Source organism: Paenibacillus sp. JL3B1040, assembly GCF_057063165.1.
The window spans coordinates 4,578,060-4,596,088 of sequence record NZ_CM169317.1 but is presented as its reverse complement, the minus strand read 5'-3'; the positions used below and the strand labels follow the sequence as shown (position 1 = coordinate 4,596,088).

Here is an 18,029-nt window from a genome sequence, read left to right as displayed (position 1 = left end):
AAAACCTTCCATTAAAAAAAGAATAAGGCGTCCCTTCGATTTCGCCGGAAAGTCCGGATAACGCCAGGAAAAGTCTGCTTACCGTTAGGCGGTTGCCGCCGAAGCCGCCCAAGGCGTTGGCCTGGAATCCGCATCCCGGCCGGATAGTCCGCATTCCGTGCCCAAGAGGTCCGGTAAACACACGAAGCGGGACGTTATACTGAGGATGTCGAAGCCGCCGGATAAACGTAATGCGGAAACGGATGAATGGAGATGAAGGAGGGGATGTCATGAAATCCGGCGCATTTGGTATTAGGCGTACATTCGGACAAATCAAGCGAAACGGCGGACTTTACTTGCTGCTGTTGCCCGCAGTGGTGCTGACGCTGCTGTTCGCATATAAACCGATGTACGGCGTGTTGATTGCGTTCAAGGACTACAGTCCGGCGCTGGGCATTAACGGCAGTCCGTGGGTGGGGCTCAAGCATTTCGAGAAATTTTTCCATTCCTATCAATTTTCGACGACCATTAAGAACACCATCGTCATCAGCTTGTACAGCATCGCTACGTTTCCGATTCCGATCGTGCTGGCGTTGATGGTGAATCAGATGCGGGCGAACCGGTTCCGCCGGTTTTTCCAAACGGTGTCGTACATGCCGCACTTTATCTCCACGGTCGTCATGGTCGGGTTGATGCTGATCCTGCTTTCCCCGAGCACCGGTCTGGTCGGCCATTTGTACAAACTGTTCGGCGCGGAAGCACCCGACCTGATCGGCTCGGCCGGATGGTTCAGCAGCATCTACGTTTGGTCGGACGTGTGGCAGCATGTCGGATGGGACAGCATCATTTACATCGCCGCGTTGTCCACGGTCGATCCCAGCTTATATGAAGCGGCTACGGTCGACGGGGCCAGCCGCTGGCACAAAATCCGCTACATCGATATCCCGATGCTGATGCCGACGGCGATCACGCTGCTTATTTTGCGGGTCGGCGGTTTGCTGGGGGTCGGATTCGAAAAGGTTTATCTGATGCAAAACGACCTGAACATTACCGCGAGCGAAATTTTGTCCACGTACATTTACAAAATCGGCCTGCTGAGCAGCCAGTACAGCTTCTCCTCGGCCGTCAACCTGTTCAACACCGTCATAAACTTCCTGCTGCTGATTCTGGTGAACCAGATTTCGAAGAAATACAGCGAGAACAGCTTATGGTAGAGGAAAGGAGGAGATGGAGATGGACACAGCCAATCCGGTAGCGGGCACGGCCCCGCAGCCGATCAACAACCGCTCGTCCGACAAAGTGATGGAAGTGCTGCTTTATGTTTTTGCCGTCTTGTTTCTGATCATCTTGATTTATCCGCTTTATTTTATCGTGATCGCCTCCTTCAGCGATCCGTCGGCGGTGGCGAACGGGCAGGTGTGGTTCGTTCCCAAGGGGTTTACTCTGGACGGGTACAAGGAGCTGTTCAAGCACGAAAACATTTGGATCGGGTACCGAAACACGATAGTGTATACGGTAGTGGGCACGGCCATCGGCCTGATCGTCAACGTGTCGGCAGCGTACGCGCTGTCGCGGAAGGATCTCGTCGGACGAAAGTTCCTTTCCTTGTTTTTCATCTTCACGATGTTTTTCAGCGGCGGACTGATCCCGACCTTCTTGACGATCCGGGATTTCCATTTGTACGACACGTTTCTGGTCATGGTGCTGCCGTTTTCCGTGATCGTGTACGATATCATCGTCGCCCGGACGTTCTTCCAATCGAGCATTCCCGAGGATCTGTGGGAGGCGGCGCAACTCGACGGCTGCGGCAACCTCCGTTATTTCGCCCAAATCGTGCTGCCGCTGTCCAAGGCGATCATCGCGGTGCTGGGGCTATGGATCGCCGTCGGTTATTGGAACTCTTATTTCAACGCTTTGATTTATTTGAAAAATCCGGACCTGCACCCCCTGCAGCTCGTCCTGCGCAACATCCTGATCACGAATCAGATGCAGTCGGGCATGGGGACCGGCGAAGCGGCGCAAATCGCGCTCCGGCTCGCCAATCTGATGCGGTATTCCGTCATCATTATCGCGACCGTTCCGATCATGTGCGTGTATCCCTTCCTGCAAAAATACTTCAATCAGGGGGTGATGATCGGCGCAGTAAAGAGCTAGTCCGTTACGTTGAAGCAGGGCAAAAACAATGAATGGGGGATCTTTCAATGAGCAAACAAACCGGCAAATTCGCGGCGAAAAAATGGACGGCGCTGGTGCTTGCAGGAGCGCTCGCCTTCGGGCTGGCGGGCTGCGGCGGAGGCGATTCTTCCGCGGGTTCGGGGAACCCGGCGCCAAGCGATACGAGCAATTTCAATCAGGAAGGGCTGCCGATCGTGAACGAACCGGTGACGCTCAAAGTCCTGACGATGCGTTGGGGGAATATGGGCGATACGTTTACCCAGAACCAATGGTTAAAGGATTTGGAGACGAACACGAACGTCAAAATCGAATGGCAGGTCGTATCATCCAACGACTGGGGCGAGCAGAAATCGATCATGCTGGCCAGCGGCACGCTGCCGGACATTATCCTGGGCGACCAGACCTTTTCCGATTCCGATATCGTCAATAACTTAAGCTATTTCCGTCCGCTCGACGATTACATCGACCCATACATGCCGAACCTCAAAGCCGCCATGGCCGAGACGCCGGAGCTGAAGAAGATCAGTACGTTCCCGGACGGCAAAATCTATTCCCTGCCGACCCGGCTGCCTTCGCGTCCGAAAACGAAAAACCAGCCGGTCATCAACAAAGCTTGGCTCGATCAATTGGGGCTTCCGGTGCCGGACACGATCGACGATCTTTACAACGTGCTGAAAGCGTTTAAGGAGCAGGATCCGAACGGCAACGGGAAAGCGGACGAAATTCCGTACACCGAAACCGGACTGGCGCCGGATTTCCTGAACCCGTTCGGCATCACCGACATCAACGCCAACAGTATGCTGGTGAAAGACGGGAAACCGGTCTTTTATCCGATCAGCGAGGAGTATAAGGAAGGCCTAAAGTTCGCCAACAAGCTGTACGCGGAAGGCCTGATCGACAAAGAGCTGTTCACCCAGGACGCCACGATGACATCGGCCAAACAGCAGAACGCGGACGCTCCGATCGTCGGGTTCACGAACCAATGGACGCCGGACGCCGTGTTCGGCAAATGGAGCGATCAATACGCCGCCATTCCGCCGATCGCAGGTCCCGACGGAAACCGCTACAACCCGGGCAATCCGAATGGCATGAGCTTTAACCGCAACGAGCTGCTGATCACAACGTCCTGCAAATATCCGGAAGTGGCCGCCCGCTGGGCCGACCAGTTCTACACCAACGAAGCGAGCATTCAGAACTTCTGGGGCGCGATCGGCACGGTTATCCAGAAGAACGACGACGGCACGTATACGCTGATGGATCCGCCGGCCGGCACCAGCGCGGACGCCTGGTATTGGGAGCAATCGCTGCGGGATTTCGGACCGAAATACGTCAGCCCTTCGTTCGAGAAAAACATCGTGCTGAACCCGGAAGCGGGCGATGGCCTTAAGCTGGAAATCGACAAAATGGGCAGCGAATACGTGACGACGCCGTTCCCGAACGTCATGTATACCGCCGAGGAGTTCCAAGAGCTGCCGACCTTGACGACGGATATCGACAGCTATGTGGCGACGATGCGCGCCCAATGGGTGACCAAAGGCGGCATCGACGAAAGTTGGGAGGCCTACGTGAAGAAGCTGAACGACATGGGGCTGGAGAAGCTGATGAAAATCCGCACCGATGCCTACGACCGTTATATGAGTGTGGAATAAACCGCGATCTTTTTACGAACGAATACCGCCCTGCGCATCGACTGCAGGGCGGTATTTCGTGCGTCCGCATTCCCGGCAAGATGACCGCCGACATAGCGCCCTTTCCAATTGGTTCGGGCGTTTTTCTATGTCAACTCGACAGGCGGATGACTCGGTATTCATAAGCGGCAACGGCGTGGAGCCCGGAGGCGACCTTGCGCCCGGTAACAACGTCCAAACCATCGCGGGGAAGAGTGACGTTCCCGCCAATGCCGTCCATATTGACGATAACCCACAGCTCCTTGCCGTCGTCCCCGGTCCGCGGAACAACAAGCGTGCCCGGAGTGACATCGCTCCGCAGGACAACCCCCGACTCGTTCGCGTAATGGTTGATCAGCTTTTGCAGCATCAGATCGCCCGCTTCGCCGCACGGCAGGGAGCCGAGCATGACGATTTTACCGCGGCCGTGGCGGCGTTCCGTCGCGAAAGCGACACCTGGGGTCACGCCCCCGGTAATGGTGCCGACGACGGAAACGTCCCGGCCGACCGGTTCAAAAACGGCGCTCCACAGGGACAGCGGGGCGGTGACGCCGAATGCTTCCCCGAGCGATCCGGTCCCGTCCATCGGATACGTGTATACCGTCTTGACGCCGGCCCAAACCTCCAGTTCGCCAAGTCCCGCATCCGTCGAAATCGTATGCTCCGCCGTCCGCCCGCCGGTCAGCGGCCCGGCAACCCAGACGCCGCCTTCCTTGACCCAATTTAACGCCTTTTGTAGGAATTCCGGGGACACGTAGGGGAGAAACGGCGTGAACATCAGCTTGTAGCCCGTCAAATCGCCTCCCTCGGGAACAACATCGCGATAAAGGCCCAGCGATAAAATCCGCTTGTAAAATTCGTTCATCCCCCCGCGGTAATTCAGCTTCCGGTGCGGCTCCGTCTGCAGGAAAGCCTTGGCGCGGTCCGAATACGTGATCGCGACCTCGGCGCGTTTCGGCCGGCTCGCCAGCAGAATCGGCTCCAATGCCCGCCGGGCCGCCTCCGCTTCCAGCACGCTGCGGTAGCCGATCGTCGGTTCACCCCAGGCGCTGACGACGGAGCCGTGGGGCTGCTCGCTGCCCGAGCGCTGCTGCCGCCACAGCCAGTAGCAGAACCCGCCCGCGCCCAGGGCATAGGCGGCCGCCGCTTCGGCCTTGACGTAGCCATTCGGATGCGGCGTGGCGTAGCTTTCCAGGGAGGCGGCGAAGGAGGGGCTCGTCTCCATCACCCAAAACGGCTTGCCCGGTTTTAAGTTCCGCCACAGATCGCAATTAAACAGATAAGCATGGGCGTTCGCTTGGGAAGCGTACGAATCGAAGGCGGCGAAATCGAGATTGCGGAACAGCCGTTCGTTGTCCAGATAAAAAGGAATGTTGCTGTTATGGGTGATCGGCGCATCGGAGTAACGGCGGAGGATCGCCGCCTGCTCGTCGGCAAATTCGGCGATTTGCTCCATCGTGAACAGCCGGTACATCGTCCGCAGTGACGAGTTGTGCAGGAACGGGGCGGGGCCGGGCTGCGGCACTTCCTCAAAACGCCGGTACGTCTGGCTCCAGACATTGGTGCCCCACGCCGCGTTAAGCGCCTCGATCGTGCCGTAACGCCGCTCAAGCCAACGATGCCACAGCTCTTTACAGGAAGCGCACAGGCAGTCGGCGACATGCGCTTTGAACTCGTTGTCGAGCTGCCAGGCGATCACACCGGGCAGCCGACCGACGGCCTGGGCCATCCGTTCGGTAATGATGGCGGCCCGCTGGCGAAAATAGGCGTTGTTCGTGCAGACATGCTGCCTTGCGCCATGGTTCATGACGGTCCCTTGTTCGGTCACGTGCATCCGCTCCGGATGGCCATAGCTCATCCAGATGGGCGGCGTCGGTGTTGGCGTGCACATCACCGTTTCGATCCCGTGCTCATAAAGGAGCCCGATGACTTCGGCAAAATAAGCGATGTCGATCCGGTCCTCCTCCGGCTCCAGTACGGACCAGGCGAACTCGCCCATGCGCACGACGTTGATGCCGATCTCCTTCATGGACGTGATATCCTCCATAAGCACGTCCCGGCTCCACAGCTCGGGATACAGGGCAGCGCCGTGATAAAGTTTCCCGTTGATCATCAAGTCCACCTCGCATTAAGGAATGTAGGGATTGTTAGGACCCGCGTAGCCGACCGGGTTCTTCCGTCAGTCTGCGCCAGACGCGGTGCGGCTGCAATAGCAATCTTTTGCCGGGTTCGCACTTTTTTGAAAATCCTGTCCGCACCAGGACAGGGAGCGCGTTCAAGAAAGTCCAATTGCCGGAAAGAAAATGCCGTTTCATAATGAGGACTACATCGATCGCCAAACACGGGCCGCCGGACGGACGATAGCGGCGTTTCCCGGTTTCGCGGTACGGCAGAATGATTTTTGGGAGGTGAACGGGGTGAAGCAAACGGCTGCGGCAAGCGTCCGTATGAATCAACCGCCTATAAGAAGCAAACGGGAAACGATGTGGAGGCGCTTTAGGCGCGACAAGTGGATGTATATACTTTTGACTCCCGGACTCCTGTATTTTATCGTGTTTAAATATGTGCCGATGTGGGGCGTGCTGCTGGCTTTCAAAAACTATCAGCCGTTTCTCGGATTCTGGAAAAGCGAATGGGTCGGCCTCGAGCACTTCAAAGTCTTTTTCCAGAACCCCGATTTCTTTATGCTGCTGCGCAATACGCTGGTGCTGTCGCTCTACAATCTGATTTTTTTCTTCCCGGCTCCGATCATTTTGGCGCTGCTCCTGAATGAAATCCGTCTGTCCTTCTTCAAGCGGACGATCCAGACGTTGATCTATGTCCCTCATTTTATTTCAATGGTGATTGTAGCCAGTTTGACCTACGTGTTTTTGACGACCGAGGGGGGCATGATCAACGAATATTTGTATGCGCTTAACGGCCAAAAAATCGACTTTCTGGCGAGCCCTGACTGGTTCCGGCCGCTGATCATCCTGCAGACGATTTGGAAGGAATGCGGCTGGGGGACGATCATCTTCCTCGCGGCGCTGGCCGGGGTGGACGTGGAACAGTACGAGGCCGCCATCGTCGATGGAGCGGGGCGCTGGAGACAGCTATGGCACATTACGTTGCCGGCGATCCGCAGCACGATCGTAATTCTGCTGATTCTGCGGATGGGCTCGATTTTGGACAACGGCTTCGAACAAATTTACTTGATGATGAACGCGCTGAACCGCGAAGTGGCCGAGGTGTTCGACACCTATGTGTACACGCTCGGGATCACCCAAGGGGCGTTTAGTTACAGCACGGCCGTAGGTTTGTTCAAATCGGTCGTCGGCATCATTCTCGTGCTCGGCACGAACTGGCTGGCCAAAAAGTTCGGAGAATCGGGACTCTACTAAGGAGGTGCGTTCATATGGCCAAACAATACAAAAGCACGGGCGAAAAGGTGTTTGACGTGTTCAACTACGCGTTCCTCAGCCTGTTCGGACTGCTGGCGGTTCTCCCGTTCATCTTCGTCATCTCCGGTTCTTTCGCCAGCGACGCGGAAATCACGCAGCGTGCCGTGTTTCTCATTCCGCGGACGTTTTCTCTGGACGCGTACAAGTTTATTCTCTCGACGGACACGATCGTCCGCAGTATCGGCGTGTCGATCTACGTGACCTTGGTCGGTACGATCGTCAATCTGTTCTTTACGGTGACGATGGCTTACCCGATGGCCCGGCGCAATCTGATGGGCCGCAATTTGGTGCTGAACCTGGTTATCTTTACGATGCTGTTCGGCGGCGGTATGATCCCAACTTATTTGGTTATCCGCGATCTCCAATTGCTGGATACGATGAACGCGCTGATCTTGCCTGGGGCGATCAGCGCATTTAACCTGATCATCGTCAAAAATTTCTTTCAGGAACTGCCCCCGGAATTGGAGGATGCCGCAAAAATCGACGGCTGCAACGAACTCGGCTTGCTGTGGCGGATCGTGCTTCCTTTATCCAAACCGGTACTGGCTACCTTTACGCTGTTTTACGCCGTCGGCCATTGGAATAATTTCTTCTCGGCACTGCTGTACATTAACGATCCCGCGAAATGGCCGCTGCAGGTGATGCTGCGTCAGATCGTCATGCTGTCCCAATCCGCGGGAGACATCAATTCCATGGACCCGACCTTCGTTCAGCCGCCGGAGCAATCGATCAAGATGGCCGTTATCGTCGTCGGGACGATTCCGATCCTGTGCGTGTACCCGTTCCTGCAAAAGCACTTCGCCAAAGGGGTGCTGCTCGGTTCGGTCAAAGGCTGAGCGATCTCGGCCGTCCCGTAAACCGGGATTTACCTTCGTGTAAATTCATGGAACCGTCCCTGGAGGGTTCGATGATTTTGCAATATTAAGCAACGCAACTCATACGATGAAAAGGAGGTCAACCGTCTATGAATGCAAAAACGAGTTGGAAGCGCTGGATAGCCGTGCCGCTGGCGGCAACGCTGATGTTCGCGGCCGCCGGATGCGGCGGAGGAAGCGGCGCAGGGAATGGGCCGGAAGCGTCCCCGGCCGCAACGCAAGGCGGCGAAAGCGGGGGAGGGAATGCTTCGTCGGAGGCGCCATTGGAACTTTCGATCATGCTGCCGATTTTCAAAACGAATTATCCGAAAGACGACGGCCCGGTTGTCGAGGAGATCGAAAAACGAACCCACACAAAAATTCATTTGGAATGGGTGCCGAACGCTTCTTATGCCGACAAGTTCAACATTACGCTCGCCTCCGGCAAGCTGCCGACCATTATTTACGTCAGCGACGTGAAGGGGCCGAGCTTCGTCGGCGCAGCCAAGTCCGGAGCGTTTTGGGAAGTGGGGCCTTATCTGAAAGACTACAAAAACTTGAGCGGCGCCAACCCGGTCATTTTGAAAAACTCTTCTATTGAAGGCAAAAACTATGGCATCTACCGCGGCCGGGTGTTGGGCCGGAACGGAATCGCCTTCCGCAAGGACTGGCTGGACCACGTCGGATTGCAAACGCCGCAAACGCTCGACGATTTTTACAACATGCTGAAGGCGTTCAAGGAGCAGGATCCGGACGGGAACGGAAAAGACGACACGTACGGCATGGTTCTGGTCAAATGGACGGGACAATGGGCCAGCGGCTTCGACACGATCAAGCTGTGGTTCGGCACGCCGAACAAATGGGGAGTGAAGGACGGCAGGCTTGTGCCCGAACATGAATATCCCGAGTATGTGGAAGCGCTGAAATTCATGAAGAAGCTATACGACGAGAAGCTGATCAACTCCGACTTCGCCGTCATGGACAGTGCGAAATGGGTCGATCCGGTCGTCAACAACAAAGCGGGATCGATCGTCGACGTCGTGGATGTAGGCGCACGGATCGACGACAAAATACACGCGGCGCTCGTGAAGGAGGGCAAAGACGAGCCGGATAAGCACTACATTGACGTAACGGGCGGCGTCACGGGTACCGACGGCCAGCTTCGTACCCTGCCCACCTCCGGTTATTCCGGCATTTTGGCGATTCCGAAATCGACGGTAAAGACCGAAGCCGAGCTGAGACGCGTGCTTGCTTTCCTGGATCAACTGAACGAGCCGGAGATGCAAACGCTGCTTAATTTCGGACAGGAAGGCGTTCACTACAATCTGGTGGACGATTATGTCGAACCGATCAAAGATACGGCAAAGCTGGAATCCGAGGTCGAAGGGTTGAACCAAATGCTCGCGTTTATTCCCGAGGACCGCGCCAAAAAGGTGAAGCAGACGCCGCTGCGGATCAAACAAGCCGAGGTACAGAAAGCCAACGAGCAGTATATCGTTTCCAACCCGGCGGAGCCGTTCATTTCCACGGTTTACTCGCAAAAAGGCCAGCAGCTTGACAACATCATCAATGATGCGCGCATCAAGTTTATTGTAGGGCAGCTCGACGAGGCCGGCTTGAAAGCGGCTTTCGAACTGTGGAGCAAATCGGGAGGGGACGATCTCGTCCAGGAAATGAACGAACTTTATAGCCAAGCGAACCCTTAAGCGCATTACTCTATAATCATCGAATGTAAGTACCCGTAAAAAGCTGTCCCGAAGGTTCTTCCCGAGCCTTTGCGGACAGCTTCCTGCACTTGCGAATCCCAAATCGTTCAAATTGTATTGATTTTTTCGATGTATGCGCTTACATTTTTGGATATACCTTAATTCGGTTGGTGAGAAAATGAAAATGGGGAAAGGTCGGTATTACCGCAAAAACCTGATCCTGATGCTGGTGGTTTCCGCCATTCCGGGAATCATCACCGGGGCGCTCGTGTACGGCATGGTCGGCGGTCGGCTGGAAAGCGAGCTGCTGCAGATGCATCACCGGCAAATCGAGCAGCGAGCCCGCAACATCGACGGTCAACTGACGAATCTGGAGCTGATGTTGTCCCATTGGGCGTTTGATCCGAAATTCGATTATAGCCTGGATGGGCTCGATTTCAAAATCGATTTCGAGCGGGCGCGGGACATTACGAAAACGTTGGTCGTCATGCAAGGCTCCAATACGATGATCAAGCAGGTGGAGCTTTATTTGGGAGGGGATCGGCCGGTCCTGTTTAATCCCGAGTATGGGGAGATCGAATCCGCGGCGGTGGCCGGCGTGTACGATAAATTGATCGGGACGCGGCAGAGCACCTACTGGACGGAATGGGCCTTCGACCCGAGCCGTCCCGGCGAGAAGGAGCTGACGCTGGTTCACCACATTCCCGGAGGCAGTCCCAAACCGTTCGGCGCTTTGCTGATCCGGATGGCCACCGGGAAGGTGGCGGATATGCTGAAGACGATGACGCCCTATAACGTAGGGGAGACGTTCCTTGTGCAAACGACCGGCGACCTGTTCGCCTCGGCCGGCGGCAGTGCCCCGGATTCGCCGTTCGTGCAGCGGCTGAGGGATGAAATTCGGGAGCGGGGAAGCGCCGGCAAAGCGTCTTTTTTCTTCGAATGGGAGGGGAAAACCTATACCGTCACGTACGGGGCGTTCTCCCGGATCGCCAACGAGTGGGCGTATGTCTCCGCTTCGCCGATTTCCAGCATTACGGCACCGGTGATGTTTGTATCCAAGTTGATTTTTATCGTGAGCTTCAGCGCTTTAATGCTGGCCGCCCTGCTGGCGTGGCTGGCGTCCAGACGGATGTACTCCCCGATCCGGAGGCTGTTTAAGACGTTGCTGCCGGAGCATGCCGCCGCAGAGATCCAGGAGGATGAGTTTGCGTTGATCGAGCGGCAATGGCGGAACTTGAACTGGGAAAGCCATGATCTGCAGCGAAAGCTGGCGGAACAGCTGCCCCACGTGAAGGAGAGCTTCCTCCACCAACTGCTGCACGGCCAATTGTACGCCTATTCCGAACAGGAACTTCGCCGCCGGATGGAGCGGTTTAAATGGGAGGTGGAGGATCGCCGCTTTGTATTGCTTTATGTTCAACTGACGGGGATGACGGGCTTGGGCGGGAAATTCAAAAACGGCGACGAAGGGCTGGCCTCCTACGCGGCGGCGAACATTATCGGCGAACTTGCTTCGCAGCGTTTCAGCCAGTCCGATACGATCCATTTCCACGATTTATCGACCGGGATTTTGCTGATGACGCCGAGCGAAGATTCCTACTTGCCCGAAGTGCACGCTTTGAGCGAAGAACTGATTCGTACGGTGAACCGGATTTTAAGGATGCGCGTTACGGTGGCGGTCAGCAAGCCTGTGGCCCAGGTGAAAGACATCCCGCTCGCGTTTGAGGGGGTGCGGCAGGCGGCCAGCTACAGGCCTTTTGACGGCGACAACCAAATCATCGAGATGGAGAAGCTGGAAGGCGAAGGGGCCGAGGAGGGGGAGACGGCCTATTCGTTTACGCTCGAGCGTGAATTGATCCAGGCGATGCGGACCGGTCAGGAGGAGGACGCGTACCGGCTGCTGGGCGAATTTTTGGCAACTTTGAGCGCTGGCGGAGCCAAAACGATCGACGTGCAGCAGGGGATGCTGCAACTGCTCGGCCATATCCAGCACGCCATCATGCAGTCCGGCATTCACCCGAACCGCTTGTTCAAGGGGGTCAACTTATACGAATCGCTTTCGCAAATCCGCGAACCGGAGCTGATCCTGACCTGGTTCCAGGAAAAAGTGCTCGCCCCTTATCTTAAGGAACTGTCCCTCCGCGCTAATGCCGGGGTCAAGTTCATGATCGAGCAGGCGATGATCTATTTGCAGCAAAACTACATGCGCGACATCTCGCTCGACAGCTGCGCCGATCACCTCGGCACCAACCCGTTTTTCCTGAGCAAGTCGTTTAAGCAGGTGACGGGCCGCAATTTCATCGATTACCTGACCGAGCTGCGGATGGAGAAAGCGAAGGAACTGCTGCGCGATACCGGACTGCGGATTTGCGACGTCGCCCAGCAGGTCGGGTACCAGCACAGCTATTTTAACCGGATCTTCAAGAAGCTGGAGGGGATGACGCCGACTCGGTACCGGGAACTCAGCCAGTAAAAGTACGAGTTCAAAAAGTCGGGTTAACAGGACCGAAGCGTTGTAGCGTGGCTGCGTAACGGACCGTAATGACCTTATTTGCCCATTTCCCGGCTATTTCCTGCTGTAACGGACTCTAGAGACCTTATTGGGCTCTCAGGTCGGCTATTTCGCCGCTTTTGACCGAAATAAGGTCTTATCGGTCCGTTGCTAGAATCGGAAACTGTCCTAAGGCGGGCCAATAGCGTTTCTGGTGTCCGTTCGCTTGCTGGAGGCTGTTCAGGAAACCTGCTTCGGAAGCATACGCTTGGCCCGGCTGCACTAAAATGGCGGGATGCCGGGGGCGCAACAAAGTCCAAACCGGAGAAAAATGTGCAATTCGGCTAATTCCGGCAGGCAGGGGTCCGGGAAAGCGCGGGCAAAAATGTCTCATTGCCGGTAAAACGGACTTGCGCCTACAATCAGGGCACCTATTGGAAAAGGAGATGATTGCCGTGTCAGGAACTGTATCTGGAACGGAGCCGGTTCATTTGCGCTGGCTCAGCGGGAGAAGTGAACCGGAGCTGCCGGTCGGAACGACCTGGGGCGTTCCCTGGAATAAAGGCGTGCTGGCCCGAGAGGAGGTGCCGGGTTTCAAGCTGGGTTGGCTTGGCGGGCCGATCATCGGAACTGACGTGTCGACAGGAACTGACGTGTCCACCAGGTCAGACCCTTCCCCCGGGTCTGAAAGTTCCGCCGGGCCTGGTGGGTTCGAAGACCCTGCCGGGCCGGCAGGCGCTGTCAAAATGGCGAAAACGGTCGGGTTCGCAGGGGCTGCGTTGGTGCGGGACGAGGCAGCGCTAACGGAACTCGCTTCGGACCGGGGCATGCGGCTTGTCCCCGTGCAGAGCTGGCCGACGGCTTTCTGGCCGGACGGAAGCGTTAAATGGACGGCCCATGCGGCGGTATTCGGAACGGGCGGAGGCGAAGCGGAAGCCGCATTGACGGCGGAAAATCCCGCTTCGGGTTGCGCAGCCGCACAGCATGAGCCTGTCGGCAATGCGGCAGGCAGCGCGGTTACCGTCACCGAGCTGGAGGACGCGATCTGCGTCGATACGGGGGCAATCACCTGCCTGATCGGCACCCAAGGCCCCCAAGTGATCCGCAGCATCGCGCGGGGCGGGACGGAAGTGTGCAGCGGCGGAACGCTTGTCTGCCTCCGTGAAGCGGAAAGCGCCGTAAGCGGGATGCGCGTCCGGCGCGAGGAACCGTTCGCCGGCCGCATCCACCGGGCCAAGGTGGAGCAGGCCGGCCCGGTCCGCGCGGTCGTGAAGCTGGAGGGCCGGCATCAGGCGTTCGGCGGGGGCAGGGAGTGGCTTCCGTTTACGCTGCGGTTGTATTTTTACGCCGGGCTGGAGTCGATCCGCCTCGTCTACACGTTCCACTATGACGGCAACCCGCATCAAGATTTCATTAAAGGGCTGGGCATTGCCTTTACCCTGCCGATGCGCGGGCCGCTCTACAACCGGCATGTGCGTTTTGCGGGCGAGCGGGGTTTGTTCAGCGAGTCGCCGAAAACGCTCCATACGCGCCGCACGAAGGGGCGCTACCGCGAGCTGTTCGCCGGGCAGACGGCGGGGCGGACGATTGCGTTTGATCCGGAGCAAGACGCTTATTTCCTCAGCCTGTTGGACGACTCGGCAACTTGGGACGCTTTTAAGCTCATACAGGACTCCTCCGAACACTACCGGATCGCCAAGCGGACCGGGGAAGGCTGCAGTTGGGTGAAAGCGGCGGACGGCCGGCGGGCCGGAGGGTTGGGGTATGCCGGGAGCGAGGGCGGCGGACTTGCCGTAGGGCTCAAAGACTTCTGGCAAAAACATCCGTCCGGGATGGAGGTCTCCGGCATGGCCGGAGAGGAGGCGAGGCTTACCGTCTGGCTCTGGTCGCCGGAAGCGGGGGCGATGGATCTGCGGCATTACGACACGAAGACGCATGTGGAGTCTTCATACGAGGGGGCCGAGGAGCTGCGGGCCACGCCCTACGGCATCGCCAATACGAGCGAGCTGACGGTCTGGTGCGCCGGGAGGACGCCGGAGTCCGAGCAGCTTGCCCGCATGGCGCGCGAGGCCGGCGCGCCTGCCCGGCTCGTTTGCGAGCCGGAGCATTATTACGCCACGGGCGCGTTCGGCATTTGGAGCCTGCCCGACCGGAGCACCCCGGCGAAAGCTGATCTTGAAGACCGCCTGGACGGCATCCTCGCTTTTTACCGGCGGGAAATCGAGCAGCGGAAATGGTACGGTTTTTGGGATTACGGCGACGTGATGCACAGCTACGATCCGGTCCGCCACGTGTGGAACTATGATCTCGGCGGCTGCGCCTGGCAAAATGCCGAACTTGTCCCGAACATGTGGCTGTGGCTGACTTTTCTGCGGTCGGGGCGGGAGGACGTGTTCCGGATGGCGGAAGCGATGACCCGGCATACGAGCGAAGTGGACGCGTATCATTTCGGCGAATATGCCGGGCTCGGGTCGCGCCACAACGTCGTCCACTGGGGCTGCGGCTGCAAGGAAGCGCGGATCGCGATGGCCGGGCTGCACCGGTATTACTACTATTTAACGGCGGATGAGCGGATCGGGGACATGATGGATGAGGTGAAGGACGCCGACTACTCTACCGTCTCGCTGGACCCGATGCGGGCTTATTTTCCGCAGGACGAACACCCTACGCATATCCGCGTCGGGCCGGATTGGGCCGCTTTCAGCTCAAACTGGATGACGCGCTGGGAACGTTATGAGGATGAGGCTTACCGCGACAAGATCATGACGGGGATCGGCTGCCTGAAAGCGGCGAACTTCCGGCTCATTTCCGGGCCAACCTACGGGTACGACCCGCGGACCGGCGTGCTGACCGCCATGGGGGACGACAACTGGGGGCGGCATTTGGCGATCTGCATGGGCGGCCCGCAGGTATGGTTCGAGCTGGCCGGGCTGTTGGAGGACCCGGAGTGGGAGGAGATGCTGGCGGAGTTCGGCTTGTTTTACAATTTGCCGCCGGAGGAGAAGCTTGCGCGAACCGACGGGGCGATCGGCGGCGGCCCGCTTCGCTTTGAGCACCCGGTGCTGAGCGTCGCAATCGCCGCTTACGGCGCGTATTACCACAATGATGCGGCGACGGCGGCGCTGTGCTGGTCGATTTTGCTGGACAACGACTTCGGGCGCATCGATCTGAGCCGGGCCGAGGTACCCGCGTTGCATGCGGAAGAAGTGCTGGAAGTGGATTGGATGAATACGAATGAGGCTTCGCAGTGGTCGCTCAATACGATCATCAGCTTGGAGCTGATCGATCAGTTTTTGCCGGAACATCAGGCGGACCAACGGGCAACCGCAGCAACCTAACGAATCAGGGTCAAGGAGGCGGTCTCAAGCATGAAAAGGCCGAGCATTTATTTTTGCTTTCCGGGCGGGAAGCATAAGGCGCTAACGATGAGCTACGATGACGGACGGAGGGCCGATGAGCGGCTGGTCGGCATTTTTAACCGCAGTGGGATTCGCGGGACGTTCCACCTCAATTCCGGGCTGCTCGGAGGCGAGGACCGCCTGACGGCGGAAGAGGCGGTGGCGTTATATCGGGGACATGAAGTATCCGTGCATACGGTTTGGCACCCGACGATGGCCCACTGCCCGATGGTGCAGGTCGTCGACGAGGTGATGGAGGACCGCCGCAACCTGGAGCGGTTGTTCCGGACGACGGTGCGGGGGATGTCGTATCCGAACGGCTCTTACAGCCGGGAGATCAAAGAGCTGCTGCCGCATCTCGGCATCGAATACGCGCGGACGGTAAGAACCCACGGCGGTTTTGGCCTGCCGGAGGATTGGCTGGAGTGGGAAGCGACCTGCCATCACAAAGACCGTTTGCTGGAATATGCCCAAACCTTCGTCGGGCTGCATAAAACGCAGTATTTGTACCTGATGTACGTCTGGGGGCACAGCTACGAATTCGATAACGACAACAACTGGGAGTTGATCGAACGATTTTGCGAGATGGTCGGCGGGCAGGAGGACGTTTGGTACGCGACCAACATCGAAATCGTCGATTACATGAAGGCCTGCAAATGGCTGCGGTTTTCCGCGGAGCGGGAGTTTGTGCACAATCCGGGGGCGGCTCCGGTTTGGCTCCGCGTTGACGGCGGCATCGTGGAGGTGCCCGGAGGGGCGCAGGTGGAACTGCGCTGAAATCTTTTGGCGCTATTACGAAGAACGGGTCAGATGCCCGGAGATCGTTGCCGAACGTTTTACTTATTGAAGGGGAGGTTGAGTAACGATGGGATTCGAGCCGGTGAATCGGCGAGCGGTCGATGTGGGAATGACGAACGGAACGGAAACTCGTGCGGAGGCAATGCGTTTGGAGGCAGGAAGCCGCACCGGAGGCGCAGCGAACGGGCAAACTTCATACCGGCTGGCGGAAATCGGCATTTCGGCGGCCGGACCGCGCTGCAAAATGCTGCTGGGCGATCTGAACGGCGACGGCCGGATGGAAATGCTGCTCGTTCAGTCCGACAACCGTCAGGACGTGCGGTACATCCCCCATCAGGTACAGTGCCTGACGGCGTTTGACCTGGACGGACGGCTGCTGTGGCAGCACGGCAAACCCGATCCCGGGGCGGGCAGTCAAGGTTCGGATTACCCGGCCCAAATCTATGATCTGGATGGGGACGGCAAGCTGGAAGTGCTGTGCGTAATGAACGGGCGTTTTTATGTGCTGTCCGGCGAGGACGGTTCGGTGAAAAAAATTTACGATTTGCCGGATCCCGAAGCGCATGATTGCATCGTCATCGCCAATTTGAGCGGCGGGGAGCGCGCTTCCGATATTCTTTTGAAGGACCGGTACCGGCGGATTTGGGCCCTGAACCGCGATTTCGAGCTGCTATGGACGCATGAGGGGAACACGGGGCATTATCCTTGGGCCTGCGATTTGAACGGAGACGGCCGCGATGAGGTGATGGCGGGATACGATTTGTTGGACCCCCAAGGCCATGTGCTGTGGAGCTGCCGGAATTTGGCGGATCATGCGGACTGTATTTGGGTCGGGGACGTCAACGGCGATGGGGCTCCCGAACTGGTGATCGGCGGCAGCGTGACGGTAATGTACAGCCGGGAAGGCGAGGAACTGTGGCGGTACGAAGGTTCGATCGAGTCGCAGCACATCGCCCTCGGCAAATTCAGGCCGGATCTGCCGGGTCTGCAGATCGCCGGGTTGGATCGGATGGTTCGGGAGGATGACGGAAAAGGCTTAAAGGGCAAGGACGCCTTGTTCCTGCTCGATGCCGAAGGCCGTGAATTGTGGAAGGAGGAGCGGCAAACGAGCGGCTGGCTGACGATCGCCGAAACGTTAAGCGGCTGGTTCCCGGGGGCGCCGGACTATATTTTGGCGTACCGCCGCGGCGGGGGCGTGTACCCGGCTCTCTATGACGGAGAGCAGCGGATCGTTGCGCAATTGGATCATGAGGGGTATGCGGTTCATGGCGATTTGCTGGGCCGGGGGACGGAACAGGTGATCATTTACGACGACGAACGGGCCGTCCTGTTTGCGAGCGAACCGCTGGAGATCAGCGGGGCTTGGTTTGCCGCCGCTTCCGGTGACTTTGGACCGTCAGCGGGGGGCAGCTTGAGCCCGGAACAGGCATCCCTGCCGCTTCGTCGGCTTCCGCAGCCGAAACGGCTGTATAATTCCACCCTGTACCCTGGGGGAGAAATCGAATGGAAGTAGGGGGGAGG

11 protein-coding genes are annotated in these 18,029 nt (G+C 57.8%); 10 read left to right on the top strand and 1 reads right to left on the bottom strand.

Annotation, left to right across the window (positions count from 1 at the left end; genetic code table 11):
- The first annotated feature begins 269 nt into the window (after positions 1-269).
- The 3 genes from ACZF99_RS20920 to ACZF99_RS20910 are packed head-to-tail and all read left to right on the top strand — an operon-like array spanning position 270 to position 3,803.
- A complete protein-coding gene (locus tag ACZF99_RS20920; protein WP_483606891.1) occupies positions 270-1,193 on the top strand; it encodes an ABC transporter permease in 924 nt (307 codons plus the stop codon).
- 19 nt (positions 1,194-1,212) lie between these two features.
- Positions 1,213-2,133 carry a carbohydrate ABC transporter permease gene (locus tag ACZF99_RS20915; RefSeq protein WP_483606889.1) on the top strand — a complete coding sequence of 307 codons (921 nt, stop codon included), beginning with the start codon at positions 1,213-1,215 and terminating at the stop codon, positions 2,131-2,133.
- Between the two features lie 47 nt (positions 2,134-2,180).
- Complete coding sequence (locus ACZF99_RS20910) at positions 2,181-3,803, top strand: extracellular solute-binding protein (RefSeq protein ID WP_483606888.1); 1,623 nt, start codon at positions 2,181-2,183, stop codon at positions 3,801-3,803.
- A 130-nt stretch (positions 3,804-3,933) separates the two neighbouring features.
- Here the strand turns inward: ACZF99_RS20910 and ACZF99_RS20905 are convergent, their stop codons facing one another.
- Entirely contained in the window at positions 3,934-5,934 is a 2,001-nt protein-coding gene (locus ACZF99_RS20905; protein WP_483606887.1) for a beta-galactosidase, read from the bottom strand.
- 334 nt (positions 5,935-6,268) lie between these two features.
- Between ACZF99_RS20905 and ACZF99_RS20900 the strand changes: the two genes are divergently transcribed.
- The 7 genes from ACZF99_RS20900 to ACZF99_RS20870 all read left to right on the top strand — a co-directional run bounded on the left by ACZF99_RS20900 (position 6,269) and on the right by ACZF99_RS20870 (position 18,021).
- Entirely contained in the window at positions 6,269-7,201 is a 933-nt protein-coding gene (locus ACZF99_RS20900; RefSeq protein ID WP_483612865.1) for an ABC transporter permease, read from the top strand.
- A 14-nt stretch (positions 7,202-7,215) separates the two neighbouring features.
- The gene (locus ACZF99_RS20895; RefSeq protein WP_483606885.1) at positions 7,216-8,097 is read left to right on the top strand and encodes a carbohydrate ABC transporter permease; all 882 of its coding nucleotides are present in this window, start codon (positions 7,216-7,218) and stop codon (positions 8,095-8,097) included.
- 128 nt (positions 8,098-8,225) lie between these two features.
- Positions 8,226-9,821, top strand: coding sequence for an extracellular solute-binding protein (locus tag ACZF99_RS20890; protein WP_483606884.1), 1,596 nt, complete (start codon positions 8,226-8,228; stop codon positions 9,819-9,821).
- Between the two features lie 184 nt (positions 9,822-10,005).
- The gene (locus tag ACZF99_RS20885; RefSeq protein ID WP_483606883.1) at positions 10,006-12,294 is read left to right on the top strand and encodes a helix-turn-helix domain-containing protein; all 2,289 of its coding nucleotides are present in this window, start codon (positions 10,006-10,008) and stop codon (positions 12,292-12,294) included.
- A 473-nt stretch (positions 12,295-12,767) separates the two neighbouring features.
- Entirely contained in the window at positions 12,768-15,650 is a 2,883-nt protein-coding gene (locus ACZF99_RS20880; protein WP_483606882.1) for an exo-rhamnogalacturonan lyase family protein, read from the top strand.
- Between the two features lie 30 nt (positions 15,651-15,680).
- Complete coding sequence (locus ACZF99_RS20875; protein ID WP_483606881.1) at positions 15,681-16,487, top strand: polysaccharide deacetylase family protein; 807 nt, start codon at positions 15,681-15,683, stop codon at positions 16,485-16,487.
- Positions 16,488-16,752: 265 nt separating this feature from the next.
- The gene (locus tag ACZF99_RS20870; protein ID WP_483612863.1) at positions 16,753-18,021 is read left to right on the top strand and encodes a hypothetical protein; all 1,269 of its coding nucleotides are present in this window, start codon (positions 16,753-16,755) and stop codon (positions 18,019-18,021) included.
- Positions 18,022-18,029: the final 8 nt, after the last annotated feature.